Origin of the sequence: Fictibacillus sp. NRS-1165 (assembly GCF_050468105.1) — a bacterium.
Classification (GTDB): domain Bacteria; phylum Bacillota; class Bacilli; order Bacillales; family Fictibacillaceae; genus Fictibacillus_C; species Fictibacillus_C terrinigri.
In genome coordinates, this window is the sequence record NZ_JBDPNU010000033.1 from 25203 (window position 1) to 47290 (window position 22088).

Genomic DNA, 22088 nt, shown 5'->3' on the forward strand with positions numbered 1-22088 from the left:
GCGGCCTTTTTACATCCGATGGAAATCCTAGAAAAGTTTGTCGAAAACAAGGAGTTATGCCCGCCCGTTGCGAATGTTATTAAAATAGGAAATAGAACCTAGACTGCATTTTGGGGACTAGGGTTATCAGGCATCAAACGGGGGTATAACTTTTTTAGAAATTGCCGCCGTACCGCCTATTATAAAGGGGGCTCACCGCATGAGTGCAAACAAAGTGAAGTTTGACAGCTACCGTTCTGAACTGGAGGCTGTTATTAAAAATATAGAAAATGTCATGGTAGGAAAGAAGCAAGTTTCAGAGTTAAGCATAGTGGCTTTGCTTGCAGGGGGACATGTGCTGCTTGAAGACGTGCCGGGCGTAGGGAAGACCATGATGGTCCGTGCGATCGCAAAGTCACTGGGACTTCAGTTTAGCAGGATCCAGTTTACTCCTGATCTATTGCCTTCTGATATTACGGGTGTTTCCATCTTCAATCAAAAGGAAATGAACTTTGAATTTCGAGCCGGGCCGCTCATGGGAAATGTCATACTCGCAGATGAAATCAACCGCACCTCCCCCAAGACACAATCCGCCCTCTTAGAATCCATGGAAGAGAAGAGCATCACCGTAGACGGCCGGACCCACATCCTGCCGAGCCCTTTCTTCGTCATGGCTACCCAGAACCCGATTGAATATGAAGGAACATATCCGCTCCCTGAAGCCCAGCTGGATCGATTTCTTTTAAAACTGAACATGGGCTACCCAACACCTGATGAAGAGATGTCGATCTTAAGCCTCATCACGCAGGATCATCCGATCGATCACTTGAAGCCGGTCGTCACGGCCGAGGAACTGAACGGTATGAAGGAACAGGTGAAGGCCGTTTACGTGGATGAAACCGTAAAGAAATACATCATAGATCTCGTGAACCGCACGCGCAACCACCGATCCATTTATTTGGGTGCCAGCCCAAGGGGATCACTGGCTCTGATGAAAGCCGCCCAAGCGCATGCTTTTATGATGGACAGGGATTTTGTTGTGCCTGACGATGTGAAATACCTCGCTCCATTCGTCCTGACACACCGAATTCTTTTAAAGCCGGAAGCCAGGTTTGAAGGAGAGACCGCTGATACGGTCGTCCGAGACCTTCTGAACCGTGTGCCTGTTCCCATCCAGAAGGGGCAGCATGCGAGATGAAGCGGCTAAAGTGGAAGCTGAACAGCAAATATAAAACCCCGCTTGGCCTTGCGGGTATTATCATCCTCTTGGGCCTGACCTTTTCGTACGCGATGTTTCAGGGTGGGTTTGTGAGCTGGTTTTTGTTTTACAGTGTTTTTCCTTTTACCATCTATACGGCAACGATGGTCTTCTATCCCCTTCATCATATTCAGCTGACGAGGGAACTGAGCAAGGATTTGCTGATGGCCGGTGAGGAACTGACTGTGACCATCCGTTTGAAACGAAAAACTCCTTTTCCGCTGTTCTACCTCGTCATCCATGACGAGATTCCCGCTCCTTTATATAAAGAAGCGGTTCATGGAGGAGAAGAGGGTCAGATCCATTCCCGGGTGCTGTTCTTTCCTTTGTTTAAAAAGAAGCTCGTCTATACGTACCGGATCAAACCGGTCCCTCGCGGCGTTTACGAGCTGAACAGCATCGCGCTCAAAACCGGGGATGTGTTCGGTTTTGTACAAAAAGAAATCAAAGTAAACCTTTCGGACAAGGTCTTCATCTATCCAAGGTATCAAGAGATCGGGCGCTGGGAGATGGACAAGCATCTTCAGAGCGGGATTCAGCGAGCCGGCAGAAAATCGCTGACGGACTATACATCAACGGTGAGCGTCAGGGACTATGCACCGGGAGACCGGCTGTCCTGGCTGCATTGGAAGGCGAGTGCGCGATCCAACAAACTCCTCACCAAAGTCTTTGAACATCAGCGCAACGACGATTATGTCATTGTGCTGGATCAATCTGAACAAAGCTATGGCAATCAGAACTGGCTGTTTGAAAAGGCGGTTTCCTTTGCAGCTTCCATCACGCATTATTCGGTCCAAAAGGGAGCGTCCCTAGGGCTGCACAGTTCCCGGAGGAAAGGACAGCTGGCGATGAACAGCGGCACGGACCACGAATGGAGGATCTTTCATGAGCTGGCAGGCGTTCAGCCGGATGTAAAGCAACCTTTTTATGAATGGCTTAAAAAGGAATTCGCCGATGGCAGGCTTGAGGGAAGAACCATGGTGATCATCTCTCCGCTGCTCGATGATGTGATGACCAAGACGCTGGAGATGATTTCGGCCCGCCAGGTCAACGTGGTGTATTTCTATATGTCGTCCAATGAAAGGCTCCACCCTCAAGAACTGACGTACATCCACCGTTTAAACAATAGTTTAATTCCTGCGGTTTCCATTAACGGGCCGAGGTTCAGTGACGCAATAAAGGCAGGTGCAAGCCGTGCAACCATTTAATGAAAACCGGCCGCCGTCTGTATATTCTCTTGTTCTTTATGCTTTGGGCTTTATGCTCCTGTGGGAATGGCTCAGGCCCCTTACTCAGATCACGTCAACCGAGGACACACAGATCTTTGTCGTGTTCACCGCGTTTTTGTTCATTGTTGCGTATTTCCGGCTGCCGTTTTGGATTTCTTTTGCGATCAAGTTAATCGCACTGCTTTATGCGGTGCATGCCCTGTATTACCCGGATGTTTTTCTTTCGTTTCAATGGGTTCCTCACTTGATCGGTGATTTACAGAGCAGCCTCGCGCTCATCTGGGATCAGCAATGGACCGAAATGTCATCGCTGAGCCGGTCACTGCTGTTCTTCATATTGCTTTGGCTCGTGAGCTACCTCATGCATTACTGGCTCATTCAGGCGAAGCGGATCTTTCTCTTCCTGTTCATCACCGTTCTCTATATCACGGTCCTGGATACGTTTACACCGTATGATGCAAAGATGGCGATCGTGCGAACAGTGTTTATCGGACTGATTCTTGTCGGTATCCTGCGGATCATGAAAATTGTGGAGGCGGAGGGCTTTTCCCTCATGAAGGGAAGATTCCCCGTCATGTGGATGGTTCCGCTCACCGTTGTCATCGCGCTGTCTTCCACTCTGGGCCTGCTGGCGCCCAAAGCCTCTCCGCAATGGCCAGACCCGGTGCCTTTTATCACGTCCATGTCGGATAAAGGGGAAGAGGGAGCCGGTATCAACACCCGGTTTGCCCGGATCGGATACGGAACGAACGACAGCCGTCTCGGTGGACCGTTCAAATTTGATTACAAAGAGGTTTTTACAGCAACCGTTAAAGAAAGGCACTACTGGCGCGTTGAAACGAAGGATGCCTATACCGGGAAAGGATGGGAGAACTCCTTCTCCAACGAACAGCTTCTGTTAGACAGACGATCTGTGGAGTATGCCGCTCCCGGCTCCAGTCTTATTGAACAGGGAGGAGCTCAGATGGTGAAAGAGGAAGCCTCGATCAATATGGCGAAGACCTATCCGTTCATCGTTTCACCAGGCGTCATTACTTCCATTCAAGCGAAAAAGAACGTGGACTTTATGCTTGATCCGCTGACCGGTCAGATCAATACGACGAACGGGGGCAATCCAACCCGGCTTAAGCAATATAAATTGGAGTATGAACTTCCGCTGTACGATAAGAAAAAGTTAAGGGAAAGCAGCCAGTCCTATCCGCAGTATGTGACGCAATATTATCTGCAGCTTCCTGCAGAACTCCCTCAGCGGGTGAAAAAATTGGCGGCCCGGATCGTAAAGAATGAAGATAACCCGTATGACAAAGCCAAGGCGGTTGAAAATTATTTCTCGCTCAATAATTTTGGCTATGATACCGTCGATGTGAGGGTCCCGAAGAAAAACGAAGATTACGTGGACAAGTTTTTATTTGATGCACAAAAAGGGTACTGTGATAACTTTTCTACTTCCATGATCGTACTGCTTCGTTCAGTCGGCATTCCTGCACGCTGGGTGAAAGGCTTCACGTACGGTGAGTATCAGGATACGAAAAACGTGTACAAGACGTATAAAATTACGAATGCCAATGCCCATTCCTGGCCGGAGGTTTATTTTGCAGGCGTCGGATGGGTGCCTTTTGAACCGACAAGAGGGTTTTCCAATCCAACTCCGATCGAAGAGGAAATGAAAAGCGCGTCTGCGCCAGTCGCCCCTCCGGTCAAGAAGAATGATAAAAAGCAAGTACAGCCTGATAAGAAGGAACAATCGGCCAGCAAGGGACAAAATGGAGACGGAACGTTAGCCATCATCGGCACAGCCTTGCTTTACGTGATTCCGCTTACCGTGGCTGCAGCACTTCTTGCTCTTCTTTTCCGAAAAAAATGGCTCCGTCAGTATTACATCTGGAAATTCCGCAGGAGGAATGGGTCAGGAACATTTGCAGATGCGTACGATCGCCTCCTCTGGCTGACCCAGCTTTACGGGCTGAAAAAGGATCCTTCCTATACCCTGAGGGAATATGCGGTATATGTTGACCGTTCGCTGGACACTCGGGATATGAGGAGGCTCACTTCGGCATATGAATCCCTTCAATACAGCAATAAGCAGATGGCGGATCCATGGACAGAAACCAACAAGGAATTGTGGGAAAATTTAATTAAAAAGCTGCGGGGTTGACCGCCTGACAAGCCATTGTTAGAATGTGCTTAAGATACAATGCCATCAATATTATTCACCTTCGTATATCCTCGATAATAAGGATCGAGAGTCTCTACCGGGCTGCCGTAAATGGCCTGACTATGAAGGCAGGGTTCTTTATGTACAACCGGAATTCTGCCTTTGTTTTTTTTTGCTGAAAAAACAGAGCTGGGATTCCGGTTTTTTTGTCAAAGAAAAGGATATGTGAGGGTAAATTTGGCAAATACTACGGAAAGATCAATAGATGGGGTGACAGAATGAATTTAGCCAGTGAAATGATCGTCGTTCTTGATTTTGGGGGCCAATACAACCAGCTGATCGCAAGGCGTATTCGTGATCTTGGGGTATACAGTGAATTGCTTCCGCACACAACGACTGCAGAAGAAATCAAGAAGTTGAATCCAAAGGGAATCATCTTCTCCGGAGGGCCGAACAGCGTATATGCAGAAGGTTCACCTTCAGCGGATGAAGCTATTTTTGACCTTGGCATTCCGGTATTGGGAATCTGCTACGGCATGCAGCTCATGACTCACCACTTCGGCGGAAAAGTAGAGCGCGCCAACCACCGTGAGTACGGGAAAGCAGAAATTAAGGTTGTAAATGAAAGCAAGCTGTATCAAGAACTGCCAAAACAGCAGGTAACATGGATGAGCCATAGTGACCTTGTTGTTGCTCCTCCACAAGGATTTGTAACGGACGTGACGAGCATTTCCTGTCCGGTCGCGGGAATGAGCGATATCTCCCGCCACTTGTACGGTGTACAGTTCCACCCGGAAGTGCGCCACAGTGAATATGGAAATGAGATGCTAAAGAACTTTATCTTTGCCATCTGTGAATGTGAAGGCAACTGGACGATGGAAAACTGGATCGAAGACGAATTGGAAAAAATCCGTCAGACCGTTGGCGACAAACGCGTATTGTGCGCACTTTCCGGCGGCGTCGATTCCTCCGTTGTTGCCGTATTGATCCATAAAGCGATCGGCGACCAGCTCACTTGTATTTTCGTCGACCACGGACTCCTCCGCAAAGGTGAAGCTGACAGCGTTATGAAAACCTTCAGTGAAGGCTTCCACATGAACGTCATCAAAGTGGATGCAAAAGACCGTTTCCTGGGCAAGCTTAAAGGAGTGTCCGACCCAGAATTAAAACGTAAAATCATCGGCAACGAATTCATTTACGTTTTTGATGAAGAAGCAAGCAAGCTGGAGGGTGTAGACTACCTTGCGCAAGGTACGCTTTACACGGACATCGTAGAAAGCGGAACAGCTACAGCACAAACGATCAAGTCTCACCATAATGTGGGCGGACTTCCTGAGGACATGAAGTTTACATTGATCGAGCCGTTGAACACACTCTTTAAAGATGAAGTTCGTAAGGTTGGAACAGAGCTTGGTATTCCTGATGCTATCGTTTGGCGCCAGCCGTTCCCGGGTCCAGGGCTTGGCATCCGTGTCCTTGGCGAGATTACAGACGAGAAGCTTGAGATTGTCCGCGAATCTGACTTCATCCTGCGTGACGAGATCAGTAAAGCAGGCCTTGAGCGCGATGTATGGCAGTACTTCACGGTCCTTCCTGATATCCGCAGCGTAGGGGTAATGGGAGACATGAGAACGTATGATTACACCATCGGCATCCGTGCGGTAACGTCCATCGACGGTATGACTTCCGACTGGGCACGTATCCCATACGAAGTGCTGGAGAAGATCTCTACGCGCATCGTAAATGAAGTGAATCACATCAACCGTGTAGTGTATGACATCACGTCCAAGCCGCCTGCAACGATTGAGTGGGAGTAAAAAACGAACGTTTCATAAATTTCCAATAAAATTATTCGTAAATAGATTGACGGAATCTGTAGCAATTTGTATAATTTCCATGTAAACAGTAAAAAAGTCACGGTTGTAAAAGCTTTATGGCTTTATGGCTTTTAGCGCTGAGGCGTTAGTCATTTCGTATAAATTCGGGGATATGGCCCGAAAGTTTCTACCAGGCTGCCGTAAATGGCCTGACTACGAAGGTACATGGAACATCATATGAATTCAGTGGATCACACTGATTTTGTCATTTGATTTCTATTTCCCTTTGTATGTGAGCTCAAGGTAGAGAGACCTTGAGCTTTTTTGTTTTTCAATATTTATAATCAGGGGGATTATGATGAAGAACTATTTTAGCTTTGATGAACACGGCACGACCTACCGAAAAGAATTTATCGCTGGACTGACGACTTTCTTGTCCATGGCATACATCCTTTTTGTTAATCCTTCGATCCTTGGACAGACGGGAATGGATAAAGGAGCCGTGTTTACCGCAACGGCGCTCGCTGCTGCTTACGGGACACTGTTTATGGGCCTTGTTGCCAAATACCCGATCGCACTTGCACCTGGAATGGGATTGAACGCGTTCTTTACGTTCTCCGTTGTGCTCGGCATGGGCATTCCTTGGCAGACGGCGCTATCTGGTGTTTTATTATCTGGACTTATTTTTATTGCGATCACTGTTTTTAAAATTCGTGAAACGATCATCAACGCGATTCCGGTCGAGCTTAAATACGCAACGGCTTGCGGAATCGGCTTGTTCATCGCTTTTATCGGTTTAAAGAGTGCAGGGATTGTTGTTTCCAATGAAGCCACTTTCGTAGGGCTGGGCCATTTGACGAAGCCCGATACATTGCTTGCCATCTTTGGATTTATCGTTACTATCCTTATGGTTGTACGCGGGGTGAGAGGTGGAATCTTCTATGGTATGGTGATCACGGCCATCGCCGGAATGGTCTTTGGCTTAATTGATGCACCTCATAAAATTGTGGGTTCAGTTCCAAGCCTTGCGCCGACATTTGGTGAAGCATTCAACCATTTTGATAAAGTATTTACACCACATTTGATTGTTGTTGTACTCACATTTTTCTTTGTTGATTTCTTTGATACAGCCGGTACGATCATGGCGGTTGCCAGCCAGGCAGGAATCATGAAAGACAATAAGCTTCCTCGTGCAGGACGCGCGTTATTGGCCGATTCTTCAGCGATCGTAGTCGGTGCGACTCTTGGTACATCTTCTACAACAGCTTACATCGAATCAGCTTCCGGTGTTGCTGCCGGCGGACGTACAGGCTTCACGTCGGTTGTTACAGGGTTGTTCTTATTGTTAGCTTTATTCTTCTCACCGCTTTTGGTCGTCGTAACGCCTGCGGTAACGGCTCCGGCATTGATCGTCGTCGGTGTCCTCATGGTTGGGGTGCTTGGCAAGATCGAATGGAGCAAGCTTGAAATCGCGGTTCCGGCGTTCTTAACCATCATCGCGATGCCGCTTACGTACAGCATTGCAACAGGGATCGCGCTAGGATTCGTGATGTACCCGGTAACAATGCTCGTAAAAGGAAGAGGAAAAGAAATTCATCCGATCATGTATGTATTATTCGTGATCTTTATCTGTTACTTTGCCTTTTTGGTGGAGTAGGACACATAGATGGGAAGCGCCCAGGCAGTGAACTGCCCGGGTGCTTTTTTTATGAAAATGATGTGATTGGTGAGTAAACGTTGTGTTTCCGTGAGTAACCGGTCCGTTTCTGAGAGTAAACCACATAAAACGGGGAGTAACCCTCCCATCTCCGTAAGTAAATCTGCCAAGCTGCCAACTCACAGTAAAAATACATCTGGGATTTATCGTATAAAAACGTAAATGATAGGGAAATAGTCCCGTAGTAAAACAGAATCACGAACTTAGCTACACTTTTCCACTAATTTTCCTTACAATAAGGGTAACTTACAGAAATTATTAAATTATAGGGGTCGAGAGAAACCATGGATTATCGTCTTCAAGCTACACAGCAAACACCAGCGTACATCATGTACCTGCTCGATATCAGCGCATCCATGAACCAGATGATGGATGCCGGAAACGGACAAGAAAAAAGAAGGATTGATGTGGTGACGAGCGCACTGAATTCCGCGATCCGCCAGATGGTGTTCCGTTCAACCAAGGGTAGCCGGCTTAGCCCGCGCTACAAAGTTTCCATCTTAGCCTACAGTGACAATGTCTTTGATGTTTTGGGCGGAATAAAAGGCATTGATGAGCTTGCAAGAATGAAGCCGCTTGATAATGTCCAGACCCAGCGGCTGACGAACACTGCCAAGGCGTTTTCTGCTGCAGAAAAAATCCTGCTGCAGGAGCTGGACAAGATGCAGGACTGTCCTGCGCCATTAATATGCCACATGACTGACGGGGCCTATACCGGGGAAGATCCGGAGCCGATCGTGCAAAGAATCATGAATCTATCCGTACCCGACGGAAAAGTGCTCGTCGAAAATATTTTTATCTCGGACGAAATTTTATCCAAGCCGATTGAGAACTCCAAAATGTGGCCGGGCATCATGTATGAAACGGTGCTCGATGAAGACTATGGCAACAAGCTGAAACGCCTTTCCAGCCCGCTGCCGGAAAGCTACCGGGAAATGATGATCGAAACAGGATATAAGATCGAACCCGGAGCGCTCATGATGCTGCCGGGCACGAATGCGGACCTGGTTTCACTCGGATTTCAGATGTCAGCCGCCACACCTGTCCGTTAATCTGCCTTCTTACCATTCCATTAACCTTGAGGTGAATCCATGTATACGTATTATAGTGATCAAAAGAAAGAAACGCCGGTATCGTCGGTTTACCGGGATCCCTTTTCTATCCGTTACGGTTATGCAAGGTCCAGTGAAACGCAGGAAGCTGATGATTCAGGACAGGATTTTTTAGCGTTTGAAGTAAAGGATCGAACCCTCGTTTTCGCCGTATGCGATGGGGTCAGTCTTTCCTTCTGCGGGGATCTTGCCGCCCGCTTTTTATCGGAAAAGCTCATTCGCTGGCTCGGAGAGCTGCCAGCAGATGAGTTCAACGATGAAGCCGCTGTTAAAGAGAAGCTTGCTTTTTATTTGGCAAAGCTGACGGAAGAAGGAACAGAGACGATTCGAAAACACCGCCTTCCGGCTTCCATGCCGCCGATTTTAAGGGAAGTGCTTGAAGAAAAGCGGACAAAGGGCAGCGAAACGATGTTCATCTGCGGAAGGATCGGCATGGCCGATGAGATGACGAATCAGGCCCGAGTGTTTCTGGCATCATCAGGGGACATCCGCTTAAGAATCTGGGATTCATCCGAGGAGGTAACGGCTAAGGGCGAAATGATGCCTGAAACGAAAAAGCGATGGTCCACAAAGGACGGGCTCATTGGCGGAGACATTCATACCGTTACCGGGCAATCACTGGGTGGAGTCCACAGGATTGCGGTATATTCCGACGGGTTATCCGTGATTGACGGTTTAAAGCAGCTGCCGACGACGGATCAGCTCCAGATCCTTGTGAAAAAATCACTCCAATCTCCGCTGAGCGATGATTTATCCTTTCTGGATATCGCCTGGTAGAAAGGAAGAGAATCAATGGAAGAAATTATTGTTTCCTTTATACATAATGACAGTGAAAAAGACTTAAGACTGCCCAACCATCTGGAGAGCAAGAAGATTGCAGAGGCCCTTCACGAGTGGGCGGGACACGCCATGGGATGGGGAGAAGAGCCCTATGACCTGGAATACTCTTTCAATCAGAAAAACTGGTTCCGATTGGAGAAAAAGAAATCGCTGGCGGATGCCGGCATATGGGATGGGACTTTCTTGCGGTTCAGCAAAGAGCCGCAGTCATCTCTGCCAAAAGAAGATGATTTCATGGCCAGTGATGATTACGTGGAAGACGACCATCCCGAGGAACCATCGGGCATGGATTATGCATGGAAAATTATCGATTAAGGAGGGGAGGAGATGAGGAAGTCTCCGTATTTTAAACGGGCTCCGCGGTTAAAGCTCGCGATGCCTTCAGGAAGGATGGTCGTTCACCGTCCAAAAGCGGAACCGGCCGAGCCGAAATTTTCATTCGAATCGATGATCATTCCGATCTTTCTGACGCTCGCAACGGTCGGGATCATGTACTATATCTCGAAAACGATGTACAACAGTGCGAGCTATGCCATGTTTATGATGGCGATGAGCATACCGATGCTCGGCTCCTATATTGCAACGATCATTATTTTTTTCAAAAAGAAGAAAACCTACAAGCTTGAAGTGGAGCAGTTGCACAACGAGTATTACGCACTGATCAAGAAGCATCATGGTGAAATCGAGGATCTGAAGAACAGACAGGCTCGTTTTCTCCGGGAAAAAGATCCGAATCCTCAGGACTGTGTACGGAGAATTGCGGACAGAAAGAGTTCGTTATGGGAGCGCGCCTATAATTCTGAGGACTTTATGGACTTGAGGCTCGGCCTCGGTACCCGTCCGTTTCAGATGGAGATCGAGGTGCCGGCGCAGGATGGCTATGATGTGAATCCGCTTATTGCGGAAGCACAAAAGCTGCAGACGGAATACCGCGAGCTGCAGAATGTCCCGGTTTCAATTCCGCTGCAGGAAAAGCGTGTGGTGGGACTGGTCGGGGAGCGCGCGGATATCCTGGAGATGGCCCGCGTACTCGCTCTTCAGCTGGTCACCCACCAATCTCCTGAAGAGGTGAAACTGGTCAGCGCCTTTCCTGAAAGCGAGAGCGAACAATGGAGCTGGATGAAATGGCTACCTCACGTGTGGGATGAGGACCGGGAAAGACGGTATGTTGCTGAAGGGAAGCTGATGACACAGAAGCTGTTTGAAAGGCTGTACAGCAGCCTTAACATCAGAAAGATTGAAAATGACGGGAAAAACCGTGATGTTGTTCACATCCCTGAATATGTGTTCTTTCTGCCAAGCCTTTCTCTGCTGGAGGATGATTCCCTCCTGCCGCTCATTTTGAAAAAAGGGGATACGATCGGCGCGTCTGCCATCCTGCTTGCTCCGACGAAAGAAGCGCTTCCGATGGAGTGTGAACTGATCGTTGAAGTGAGAGACGGTGTCGCTCAATTGTATGAGACGTTCTCCAATGATGAGGATGAAGTGGTGTACTTTACAGGTTCGGAAAAAATTGCGATCGACCACTTTACGCTGACCGAGGCAAAAACGGTGTCGCGTATGATTGCACCGCTAAGGGTAAAGCAGTCCTCTGCAGGCGTCATCCCGAAAGTGCTGTCGTTCCTGGATATGTACGGTGTGAAAAAGGTAGAAGAATTGGATGTAGCGGCCAAGTGGAAACAGAACCGCTATCCTTCTACGCTTCCTGTAGCGATCGGAGTCAGGGAAGGCGGCAAGCCAGTCTATTTGAACATCCACGATAAGATTGAAAAGAAAGGCCATGGCCCGCATGGCCTGATGGCGGGTACGACCGGTTCAGGAAAAAGTGAGGTCATCCAATCGATGATTCTTTCTCTTGCCGCAACGTACCACCCGCATGACATGGCATTTATGCTGATCGATTATAAGGGCGGCGGAATGTCCAATACGTTCCAGGGGCTGCCGCATGTCGTGGCGACCATTACAAACCTCGAAGACCCCAACCTGATCAGCCGGGCGAAGGTGTCGCTGCGCGCGGAGCTGGAAAGGCGTCAGAAGCTGTTTAACCGGGCGGGCAACATTCAGCATATCGATGAGTACTTCAGGTCCGAATGGAAGACGAAAGAACCGCTGCCTCACTTGTTCATCATCATCGATGAGTTTGCCCAGCTGAAAAAAGATCAGCCGGAATTCATGGATGAACTGATTTCGATCGCCGCGATCGGGCGTACGCTTGGCGTCCATCTTCTGCTCGCCACTCAAAAGCCGGCAGGAGTAGTGGATGAAAAGATCTGGAGCAACTCCCGCTTCCGTATCTGTCTTCGTGTTCAGGACGATAACGACAGCCGTGAAATGATCAAGATTCCAAACGCCTCAAGCATCAATATTCCGGGACGGGCCTACTTCCAGGTCGGCAACAACGAGGTGCTGGAGTATTTCCAGTCCGCCTGGAGCGGGGCCGGGTACCACCCTGAGAACGAAGAAGAGGCCAATGTGGCCACCATTTCCGAAGTGGAGCTCGATGGATCGGATGAGGTGCAGAAAAAAATCAAGACAGAGGGCAAGACAGCAGAAAAGCAGATTCAAGTTCTTATCCGCCATATGAAAGAGGAAGCGGAGAAGAACGATGTTCATCCTTTGCCGGGGCCTTGGCTTCAGCCGCTGCCTGAAAGCCTGCCAATCTCAGAATTGATCGAAACCGAGCAGTGGGATTCCACTGCGTGGGAACCAGGCGATACATGGATGGAGCCGACGGTCGGCATCATTGATGATGTAGGCAATCAGAATCAATATCCATTGAAGATCGATCTGAAGGAAGGCCACCTGTTGGCGTTCGGCATGCCTGGAACCGGTAAGACCACGTTCCTGCAGTCCACGCTGCTTTCCCTGTTCTATCAGCACGGTCCGCGTGACCTGTATGCGTATATTGTGGACTTTAGCCGCCAGCTGAAAGACTTTTCCCGTTTTCCGCAGGTGGGCGGTGTCGTGTATGAAGAAGATACCGAAAAAATGCAGCGTTTGTTCCGTTATTTCCTGAAAGAACTCGCGAAGAGGAAAGAGCTTTTCTCCAATGAGGGAGTGAGCTCGCTCGAATCCTACCGCAGCATCACGAAGAAGTCGCTGCCTGTTCTTCTGCTCGTCATTGATGGATATCACCGGTTCCGGTCGACGTTTGAATTTGAAAACGAGAAGCTGGAGACCATCCTCCGGGAGGGTGCGACATACGGGATTCTTACGTTCGCCACGGCAAATCAGACGAACGACATGTACGAGCGCTATAGAAGCAACTTTGCTTCCATGGTCTCTTTTGAACTGGCTGACCATACCGCTTACTACTATGCTGTCGGGCGGCCAAATTTTACTGCGACTAACTTGCCGGAAGGCCGCGGATTTGTGAAGGGGCATAACCCGCCTCATATTTTTCAGGCCATGCTTCCCTACAACGGGGGAAGCGAGCTTGAAAAAGTATCCTTTATCCGTGAGATTTCTGGAAAAATGGCGGATGCGGCGCAATGTGAACGGGCAAAACCAATCCAGATGCTTCCGCGTGAAATTTCCTTGAATCAGCTGCTGGGCGAGTTTCCTCCGGCTGAAACGGGATTATTGCCATACGGGATTGACGTGGAAGACCTGGACATCCAGTCGCTCGATCTGGATGATGCCGACCATGTGTTTGTTACCGGACGTGTGGAATCCGGCAAAACGTCACTCCTTCAAACCTTTGCTTTATCCCTGATGTACCAGTATCCGGCTGATCAGCTCGATCTGTATATAGTTGAGATGGAACCTCAGTCCAAAGGGATTATGAGCATGGCAGGTTTTCCGCATGTGAAGGGATACGCAGCCGACTTTATGCAGGCAAAAGAGCTGTTTAACGAGATTTCTGCCAAGATGGACGAAAGAAAAAGCGATAGCCTTTCCTTTGGATGGGGAGGCGGGCAGGATGAGAACTCCTATCCGCCTGTTGTTATCATGATCGATGATGCGGAAAACTTTATGCAGCAGATGAATATGGATTTCGAGATCAAAGACCAGCTCGAAAAGCTCACAAGAGAAGCCCGCCAGAAGAACATTCATTTTATGCTGGCAGGTTCAATCACCAGCATGAACAGCTACATGCATGATAACTGGTTCATGAACATCAAGAAGAAGTTTGCCGGATTCCTGCTTGGCTCGACGTTGAGCAATGATCTGTATTTCTTTAATATGCGCCTGCCTCATTCAGAAACGGATAAAGAGCTTCTGCCAGGAGATGGTTATATCATTAAAGGCAAATATACGAAGATTAAAGCTGCGCTTCCTTTCATTACGCTGGAGGAGCGTAACGAATGGGAGACTTTGGTCCGTGAAAAGCACCATGTTTTAGAAACGTAACTGCCAATAAATAGGTACATTGTTACTAATCACGCTAGGAAGAAAGGATGAAAATGGATTTAGTAGCTTCCTAACTGGGTTAATGTATTGTATATTTGCCTCATAATGGAAAAAAGGGAGATGAATTGAAAAATGTCAGTAAGAATTCTCGTTACACCAGAAGAACTAGAAGGAATTGCATCCAAATTCAATACGGGGGCGCATGACAGCCGCAGTCAAACACAGCAGCTTGAGCAAGCACTTCGTTCTCTTGAAGGAAAATGGGACGGGGCTACAAAGAAACGCTTCTTTGATCAGTTCGAGCAGTCTAAAAGACATATGGAAGCCTATGTACAATTGCTAGAGAACATCGACAAAGAACTCAGACAGATCGCAACACGTTTCCGCACTGTCGACGCACAATAAGGAATCCATTAAATTCAAGCGAACCAGAAAGACTAGTCAAATTCCTTGGCTGGTCTTTTGTTTTGGGAGTTCCCTTTTTAGTGCTTATACTCGCTTCTGCTGTGCCGCTTTTTTTTAAAAGGATGCATTGAGCGGATGGTGCTAGTACGTTAAGATAAGAATAGATTGCATTTTTTGTCAAATCTACCTTGTAAAAATATTACATAATGTACTAGGTTTATGGTTTAATATTGTCGGAAAAAGAGGATGTATGATATTGGCAATTGTATAGCCGAAAGGTTGCATGGATAGGGGTTTTAGCATTATGAGTTTTCAGCCAGAAGTCGGAGAAAGCATACGCCTGTTTAAAAGGAGATATACGTTTCCTAAGCACCCTGCTGTACAGGGGATTGATATCCCGTACGGGCAGGAGGGACGGCAGGGGACTGTCTACCAGATTAAAGAGGACAACACGAGAAACAAAGCCGCACTGAAGGTGTTCAGGGAAAGGTTCAAGAACAAAAATCAGGTCAAGCTTTCTGAACAGCTGAAGAACTATTCTTCGTTCTATGGTCTCTCTGCCTGCCTGCGCTCTGTCATTGAGGAAGGTGAGCATGCAAGGCTCATCGGGCAGTTTGATGATCTGGAGTATTCTCTGATCATGCCGTGGATCGATGGTCCTACATGGGCCGACATCCTGATGGAAGAACAGGCACTTTCAAAAGAAACCTGCCTCCGCATCTCCTGCATGCTGGCTTTCCTTCTGAAGGAGCTGGAAGAAGCGGGCATCGCCCACTGCGACCTCTCTTCAAGCAATGTGATCCTTCCGTTTTTGCAAGAGAAGGCGAGGCCTGTTTTCGCCGACCTTGAACTGATCGATATTGAAGAGCTTTTTGCACCTGCACTGAGTGAACCGAAAGCACTGCCGGGCGGATCACCTGGCTATGCAGCAAACTATGTCAAGGACGGTGTCTGGTCAAAAGATGCCGACCGTTTTGCAGGGGCTGTGCTCCTGGCAGAGATGGCCTCCTGGCATCAGGAAGACGTCCGCAGGCTTAAGGCGGATGACTTCAGCTATTTTGATACTGATGAGATGCAAAACGAAACGGAACGGTACAAGACATTGCTTGTTGCTCTTGAGGAAACGCTTGGTGAACAAGCAGTACAGCTGTTTAAACAGGTGTGGAAAAGCAAGCGGCTTGACGATTGCCCGTCTTTTTCCGAATGGTTTGCCCTTTTTCCTGAGCATGTAAGAAATTTTGTCAGCGCTAGCCATGAGAAGTATATGGCGTCCAAGAAACCGTCTGTTCCGCTCGGCGCGGTAAGTCTTGATACACTGCTCCACATTGCGGCTGCTTTTGAAGGGCTGGGCAACAAAAAAGCCGCACACAGTGAGTACCAATTCATCATGAATCATTTTCCGGAACAGAAAGCCGTTGTGGAGGAGCTGCAGATGCTGCTGAATGAGGACGAAGAGAATACTCGTCCCGAGCTGAATCCTGCCCATTATCTCGAAGCTGCCCAGCATTTTGAGAAGCTCCAGGATTGGAATACCGCACTTATCTTTTATACCCGCTGTACACAGCTTCCTTCGGTTGATTTTACAACCAAAGAAGAGCTGTCCATCATTATTGAGGAGCTCCAAAATCAAGTAAGAGCAGAAGCGGAACAGCAATCCACAGCAGAAAAACTCAAGCAGATCGCGGAAGAACGGGGAAAAGCAACAGCCGCCGCACTTACCGAGCCGCTCGAGGCAAGAAAGGCCGAGCATCCGAAATTCAACATTCAGCAGTTCTTTCTGCGGCATTGGAAATGGATGATCGGAACGGCGGCCGCCGTTTGCCTCGGTATCGGCCTTTATTATATGTACCAGGCTTCTCAAGAGAAAAAGTGGCACGATTACATAAAGCAAGGAACAGAAGCCTTTTCACAGCGGAGGTACAGTGAGGCCCAACAGTACATCCAACAAGCGATTGATAAGAAGCCGACGGAAGACCTATACACGAAGATGGCGACGATTTACATCAGCCAGGGGCAAAATCAGCAGGCCATCCAATACCTTAGTGATTTGAAATTTAAAAAAGAGATATCTCCTAAAAACGCGGAAGCGAACTATCTCATGGGACGGGCCTATTTTATAGATAAAAACTATGGCGAAGCTATTCCTTATTATGCAGCCGCGTATAAGGACAAAAAGAATAAGTACTACCAGGATGCCATTAGGGATCTCGTCATCAGCTATGCCTCCATCAACCAGTTAAAAAAGGCCAACACTCTGGTTGAGCAACTGCAAGGCAAGGATAACAAATCGAAAGCCTTTATCGCGTATTTAAAAGGGGATCTATACAGCAGACAAGGGAAAGGTACGGAAGCTGTTGATTCGTTTGAGGAGTCCGTCGATCTTGATCCGGCCAATAAAAAATATATAAAGAAATTGGTTGAGGCGTATATCAACAACAATAAAACCAATCAAACGGACGACTCCATGAAGACCAAAACATATGAGAACGCCATCTCGTTAGCGAACGGACTGCTGCGTGAAGATTATACGAATATCGATTATTTAAATCTGACCGGCCAGCTTTACTATGAATATGGATTGTTTGCTGAAGGTAAAAAGCAAAAGGCAAAAAGCCAGAATTTATATAAAGAAGCTTTGAATGCCTACAATCAGGTTACTGAATTAGGAATTCAAGAAAGAAACACGATGCTGAATACCGGGATTTTATATGAAAAAGTCGGAGATAAGTCAAAAGCTGAAGCGACGTATAAAAAAGTGATTAAGCTAAATCCAATCTACGGACATGCCTATTTTGTCTATGGAATGTTCCAGATCAAAGAAAAAAATTACAAAAAGGCTTTGCCTCTTCTTAAAAAGGTCATCCAGATCAATGAAGACCCTACCGATGTGAATCTGGCAAAAGAACGAATTAAAGAAATGAAAGTGAAGAAGGTTTTGATTTAGGGAGGGACAACAATGGCAGAAAAGGAAACTGACAGTTTTTTCAGCCCGAAAGCCAAAAAGGTGATGCTGACATCCTCTGCGGCTTTGCTTGTGGCACTTGCCGGTACAGGAATTTATTATTGGCAAAACAAGGATGCTTCGCCAGCTATCAGTTCTGATGTAGCCGGTAAGCCAAAAGAAACAGGCAAGTCAAACAAAGACATCCGGCTAAACACCGATGATAACCAAGTCAAGGATGACCGGGATAACAAACCGGATAGTAAAAATGGAGAACTAACTCCTAACAGCAATAACAGCGATGGCTTTGCACTCAGTGATGACGCCGAGAATCCCGTATATTTGGTTGATGCATCAGATCCGAAAAACCCGATTGCACAGTTGGTTGTGGACTCCGATAAAGTGGTGATCCCAACTCCGGAACCGGAATTTCCAACCACACCTGTAATTACCCCGCCGCCGACTGAAGGTGATGATGGGTTTCCGCCGGTCATTGATCCAGGAACAGATCCAGGCACAGACCCCGGCACAGATCCAGGCACAGATCCGGGCACAGACCCCAGCACAGATCCAGGCACAGGTCCAGGCACAGACCCCGGCACAGGTCCAGGCACTGATCCAGGCACAGACCCCGGAACAGATCCAGGTACGGATCCAGGAAACCCAGGTGATCCGGGCGGAGAAGACCCCGGCAGCCAGTTCCCGGATGTAGCGCTTGTCGTTCCGGAATCCTTATACGAGCGATTAGACAGCTACAGCAGCAACAATGACTTTTACAATGTCATGTACTACGGGCAAAAAGAAATCAAGCCTGACAGTGAAAAATATGAGGACTTAATCAAAATGGTTGTGGATGCTGCGGCAGATGCAAAGACCAAAGCCTATCAGGATCAAATGATGACGCCTGAAAGCATGGCCAACCTTCAGAGGATCACTTCTCTTGGATTTGAAAATGAAGAGCTGAAAAAACTTCAGGATGAAATCAGAGCAGATCTTTATTCGAAATTCGCAGAGCAGGAAATTGCCATTTACCTGACTAAGCCTGCGGATCCTGAAAATCCTGATGACGGAAACGGAAATCAGCCGCTTGATGCTGAGAAAGCGCAGCAAGTGCTTTATTACATAGGAAAATACAATGATCAGCATCCTGCGAAGGATTTGAATCCAAATGAATACAGTGAAGCCGACCGTTTAGTGATGGAAGCAGCACAGCAGGAACAAGCAACCAACATCGCGGCTGCTTTGAATAAATATCAGATGCTTGCACAATATTCTCCTACTTTTGGCCAAAGCGCTAAAGATTTGAAGGCCAGTATTTTAGCAAATAAAGTAGAGCAGGAGAGAGCGGAAGCCGGTACAAGAGAACCGGGACAGTATGAGCCTCTTCCTGAAGGCAAAGAACTGGAAACTCTCAAACAGCTGCTGGAAGAGAAAAAATACGCCCAGGTCATCGAGCAAGGCAGTGACCTAGCGAATTCAGATGCAGATTTTCCTTTTGGACAATACAAGAAGATTGTCGGACAAGCCAGCACGGCGCTGCTTGAAGAAACCAACAGTCTTGCCAGCGGACCATCTGCTTTTACAACAAATAAAGAAACCATTATCCGAAACTATCAAATCTTAACGGAAGAGTCAGGGGTTCCGGATGATGTGGATCAGGAAGCAGCCAGCCATTTGGATGCGTTCTTCCTGATGCTGCAGGCGATCAAAGCGTCTGATAAAGACTTAAGCGAAGCGGTGATATTGGCTTCTGAGTCTGTTGATGCATGGGAGGACAATGAAGCTTTCCAAACCGAAGTGAACGGCATTTCAGGCAGGCTTCTCGCTTCTGCAGAACAATACAATCTAGCAGATATGAAGAAAGAAGAGAGCGTCTACGAATTGCTGAGCACGACGCCTAGAGTAAATGAAGCGGATAAAGCGACTGCCTTCAACCGAAAGAATTCCTTTGCGTATTCACGAAAAGCAGCGGACCTTCTTTCAGGCAAAAACTACAATGACGCGATCTTCTATGCGAGTGAATCCAATCAGATGTACAACAAAGGCCAGAACGAGGACACACTCAGAAACGCAGCGAGACGTCTTTTTGCCCAAAACGCTTCTGGCGACTTTAACGATCTTCTAAAAGTCTACAGAATGATCGCCAGTGCAACTGGCATGCCGAAAAATGAAGCAGCGATGGCGGTTGAAAGACAGGAAGCCATTGATAACTTCCAGAAAGGCATGGATGAAAAAGCAGACGGCGACCGTGAGAAAACCGTGTACTATTTGGACAAAGCCGCAGACAGCGATTGGATGTCTGCTAAAGTCAACGACGAGCTTCAATACCAGGCACAACTGCTGCTAAACCGTGCCAATGACCTAAAAGCTGCCGGCAATGAGGGTGATCTTAAAACAGCTGCCAGATACTATAAGATTTTGCTCGTTACTAAGCATGTCAGCAAAGGCACACGTGATGAAGCGAGAGATGCCATCAACGAACTGAAAAATAATTCATCTTCTATAAGAGAAGGTGCTCCACAAGAAAAACAGATGAAGCGCACTGAGCCTCAAAAAGAAGAAACGAAACCACAATCTGAGGAAAATGAGGTTAAGGAAGAAACAACGGAAGAGGAAACGCCGCAGCCTGAAGCGCCTCAAACTGAAACAAAACAAAACGAGACAGCAGAGACATCTGAACAAGTGTAAAACCTAATCAGCAGGCAGCACAGTTGCCTGCTGATTTTGAAATAAAAAAAGGATGGCGGTGAAGTAACATGGATTCTGGAAAAATTCGTGCGATGGCACAAGCCTATAGCGAAGCGGCGGGATTGGTCAGAGAATGCGAATTAAGGCTAAAAGGAACCCTTGAATTTAATGGTGGAACTTGGACTGGAAACCGAAAAGAAAAGTTTAACAGCAAGTATCAGGACGCGACCAAGGCGTTTAGCATGGTAGTCACAGAATTTATGGAAACAAGCAGTGAGCTGAACAAAGCGGCACAGCGCTGTGAACAGATTCTGCATGATCTTTTGGAAAAAGAGCGCCAAGAGCAGCTTAAACTGCTTGAACCTCAGAAAGGAGGCCCAAGATGACGAAAATATCCATTGATCCGGACAAACTCTATAAGATGTCAGATGATATGGTCAAAGAGATTACGAACCTTGAAAAAATCATGAGTGACCTCGATAAGAAGATGTCTGATGTGGTAAATTCCTTGTCTCAGGGACCTCATTATTCACCCGAGTATTTTAGTGCCATGCAGGGAGCATTGATGCATCATGCTCAGTCTCGCTATCTTGTACGGCAATTAAAAGACGAAATATCAGAGGCAGAGATCTATTCAAGGAATACCGCAGAGAAATTTGAAGAGGAAGACAGCCTGTTCAGTAAGCTGTTTAATATTTATAACGATTACCAAGGATTTGTGGCCGCCGGCACCATTGCCACACATGGGTTGTTTTTTCAGTTATCTGGTTTATCAAAATATGTGAAAGTCAATGGGAAGTGGGAAGTAAGGCATAACAGCTACTACCAGCAGCTCTTGAAGTCTGTCGATGAGTCCAAGTTTAGAGCGTTTGCCAGGACATGGACGAATAAACGAGGGATGTTTAAATATAAAAACGAACCTTTAGAGAATCTGCTGTATAAGAAATACTCCAAATTCTTCCCGGATGATGTAGCGAAATTCACCAATGGCATGATGGACTTCAGGTCCAACATCAAAAACACAGGAATGCTCAATACGCTTAAAAACCATACAGGGGATCTGCTTAAAGCGGGATCCAAGTTCGGTAAGACGAATGCCGCCATCGGCCTGGTGATCTCAGCCGGGTCGGCATCTGTCGGCCTTGGAATGGATGTTGTCGACAACTACCGTAAGTATGGCGGAAATGAAGCGGTCTTAAAAAGAGAAAATGCAAAAGCTGTGGGAAGAGCGGCTAACACATTGATTGTGGAAGGCGGATTCACGGCAGCCGGCGGTGTAATCGGAGGGGCTATAGGAAGTATTGGCGGTCCTGTAGGTACAGTAATCGGCGCGAGTATCGGAGGAGCCATAGGCAGTATGGTCGGCGAAAAAGTAGCGGCAAAAACAGCTGGCTTTTTTGAAGATGCTGCACTGGTCGCAAAAGAACCGATTCACTCGGCGATAGAGACCGTTAAAGGCGGAGTTGAAGCGGTTGGCAAGGGTATTGATGCAGTGGAAAAGGGAGCAGACAAAGTGAAAGATACGGCATCTTCTCTCATAGATGGAGGCAAGAAATTTTTGTCCAGTAAGCTTTCGTTCGGCTGGTAGTAAAAA

Annotated in this window: 14 protein-coding genes and 2 riboswitches; all 14 genes read left to right on the plus strand. The window is 47.5% G+C overall.

All coding sequences use genetic code 11. The features are described from left to right. Positions 1-199: 199 nt before the first annotated feature. Positions 200-1177 carry an AAA family ATPase gene (locus tag ABHN01_RS16235; protein WP_429876389.1) on the plus strand — a complete coding sequence of 326 codons (978 nt, stop codon included), beginning with the start codon at positions 200-202 and terminating at the stop codon, positions 1175-1177. Then, a complete protein-coding gene (locus ABHN01_RS16240) occupies positions 1174-2445 on the plus strand; it encodes a DUF58 domain-containing protein (protein WP_429876390.1) in 1272 nt (423 codons plus the stop codon). Before ABHN01_RS16235 ends, ABHN01_RS16240 begins: the two co-directional genes overlap by 4 nt. After that, on the plus strand, positions 2432-4621 hold the full coding sequence (locus tag ABHN01_RS16245) for a transglutaminase TgpA family protein (RefSeq protein WP_429876391.1): 2190 nt from the start codon (positions 2432-2434) through the stop codon (positions 4619-4621). The genes ABHN01_RS16240 and ABHN01_RS16245 overlap by 14 nt, the downstream gene beginning before the upstream one ends. 41 nt (positions 4622-4662) lie before the next feature. Beyond that, a riboswitch (purine riboswitch) is annotated at positions 4663-4764 on the plus strand. Between the two features lie 135 nt (positions 4765-4899). Next, the gene (guaA, locus tag ABHN01_RS16250; RefSeq protein ID WP_429876392.1) at positions 4900-6438 is read left to right on the plus strand and encodes a glutamine-hydrolyzing GMP synthase; all 1539 of its coding nucleotides are present in this window, start codon (positions 4900-4902) and stop codon (positions 6436-6438) included. A 134-nt stretch (positions 6439-6572) separates the two neighbouring features. Continuing rightward, positions 6573-6674: riboswitch (purine riboswitch) on the plus strand. Between the two features lie 122 nt (positions 6675-6796). Then, positions 6797-8095, plus strand: a complete 1299-nt coding sequence (locus ABHN01_RS16255) for an NCS2 family permease (protein WP_429876393.1) — start codon at positions 6797-6799, stop codon at positions 8093-8095. 344 nt (positions 8096-8439) lie between these two features. Further along, complete coding sequence (locus ABHN01_RS16260) at positions 8440-9207, plus strand: vWA domain-containing protein (protein ID WP_429876394.1); 768 nt, start codon at positions 8440-8442, stop codon at positions 9205-9207. Positions 9208-9246: 39 nt separating this feature from the next. After that, positions 9247-10044 carry a PP2C family serine/threonine-protein phosphatase gene (locus tag ABHN01_RS16265; protein WP_429876395.1) on the plus strand — a complete coding sequence of 266 codons (798 nt, stop codon included), beginning with the start codon at positions 9247-9249 and terminating at the stop codon, positions 10042-10044. 15 nt (positions 10045-10059) lie between these two features. Further along, entirely contained in the window at positions 10060-10422 is a 363-nt protein-coding gene (locus ABHN01_RS16270) for an EsaB/YukD family protein (protein WP_429876396.1), read from the plus strand. A gap of 12 nt (positions 10423-10434) precedes the next feature. After that, on the plus strand, positions 10435-14460 hold the full coding sequence (gene essC, locus ABHN01_RS16275; RefSeq protein WP_429876397.1) for a type VII secretion protein EssC: 4026 nt from the start codon (positions 10435-10437) through the stop codon (positions 14458-14460). 132 nt (positions 14461-14592) lie between these two features. Next, entirely contained in the window at positions 14593-14865 is a 273-nt protein-coding gene (locus ABHN01_RS16280; protein WP_290401995.1) for a WXG100 family type VII secretion target, read from the plus strand. A 304-nt stretch (positions 14866-15169) separates the two neighbouring features. Further along, positions 15170-17809 carry a tetratricopeptide repeat protein gene (locus ABHN01_RS16285; protein ID WP_429876398.1) on the plus strand — a complete coding sequence of 880 codons (2640 nt, stop codon included), beginning with the start codon at positions 15170-15172 and terminating at the stop codon, positions 17807-17809. A 12-nt stretch (positions 17810-17821) separates the two neighbouring features. Beyond that, entirely contained in the window at positions 17822-20494 is a 2673-nt protein-coding gene (locus tag ABHN01_RS16290; RefSeq protein WP_429876399.1) for a hypothetical protein, read from the plus strand. A 68-nt stretch (positions 20495-20562) separates the two neighbouring features. After that, positions 20563-20880, plus strand: a complete 318-nt coding sequence (locus ABHN01_RS16295; RefSeq protein ID WP_429876400.1) for a WXG100 family type VII secretion target — start codon at positions 20563-20565, stop codon at positions 20878-20880. After that, the gene (locus ABHN01_RS16300) at positions 20877-22082 is read left to right on the plus strand and encodes a hypothetical protein (protein ID WP_429876401.1); all 1206 of its coding nucleotides are present in this window, start codon (positions 20877-20879) and stop codon (positions 22080-22082) included. The genes ABHN01_RS16295 and ABHN01_RS16300 overlap by 4 nt, the downstream gene beginning before the upstream one ends. Positions 22083-22088: the final 6 nt, after the last annotated feature.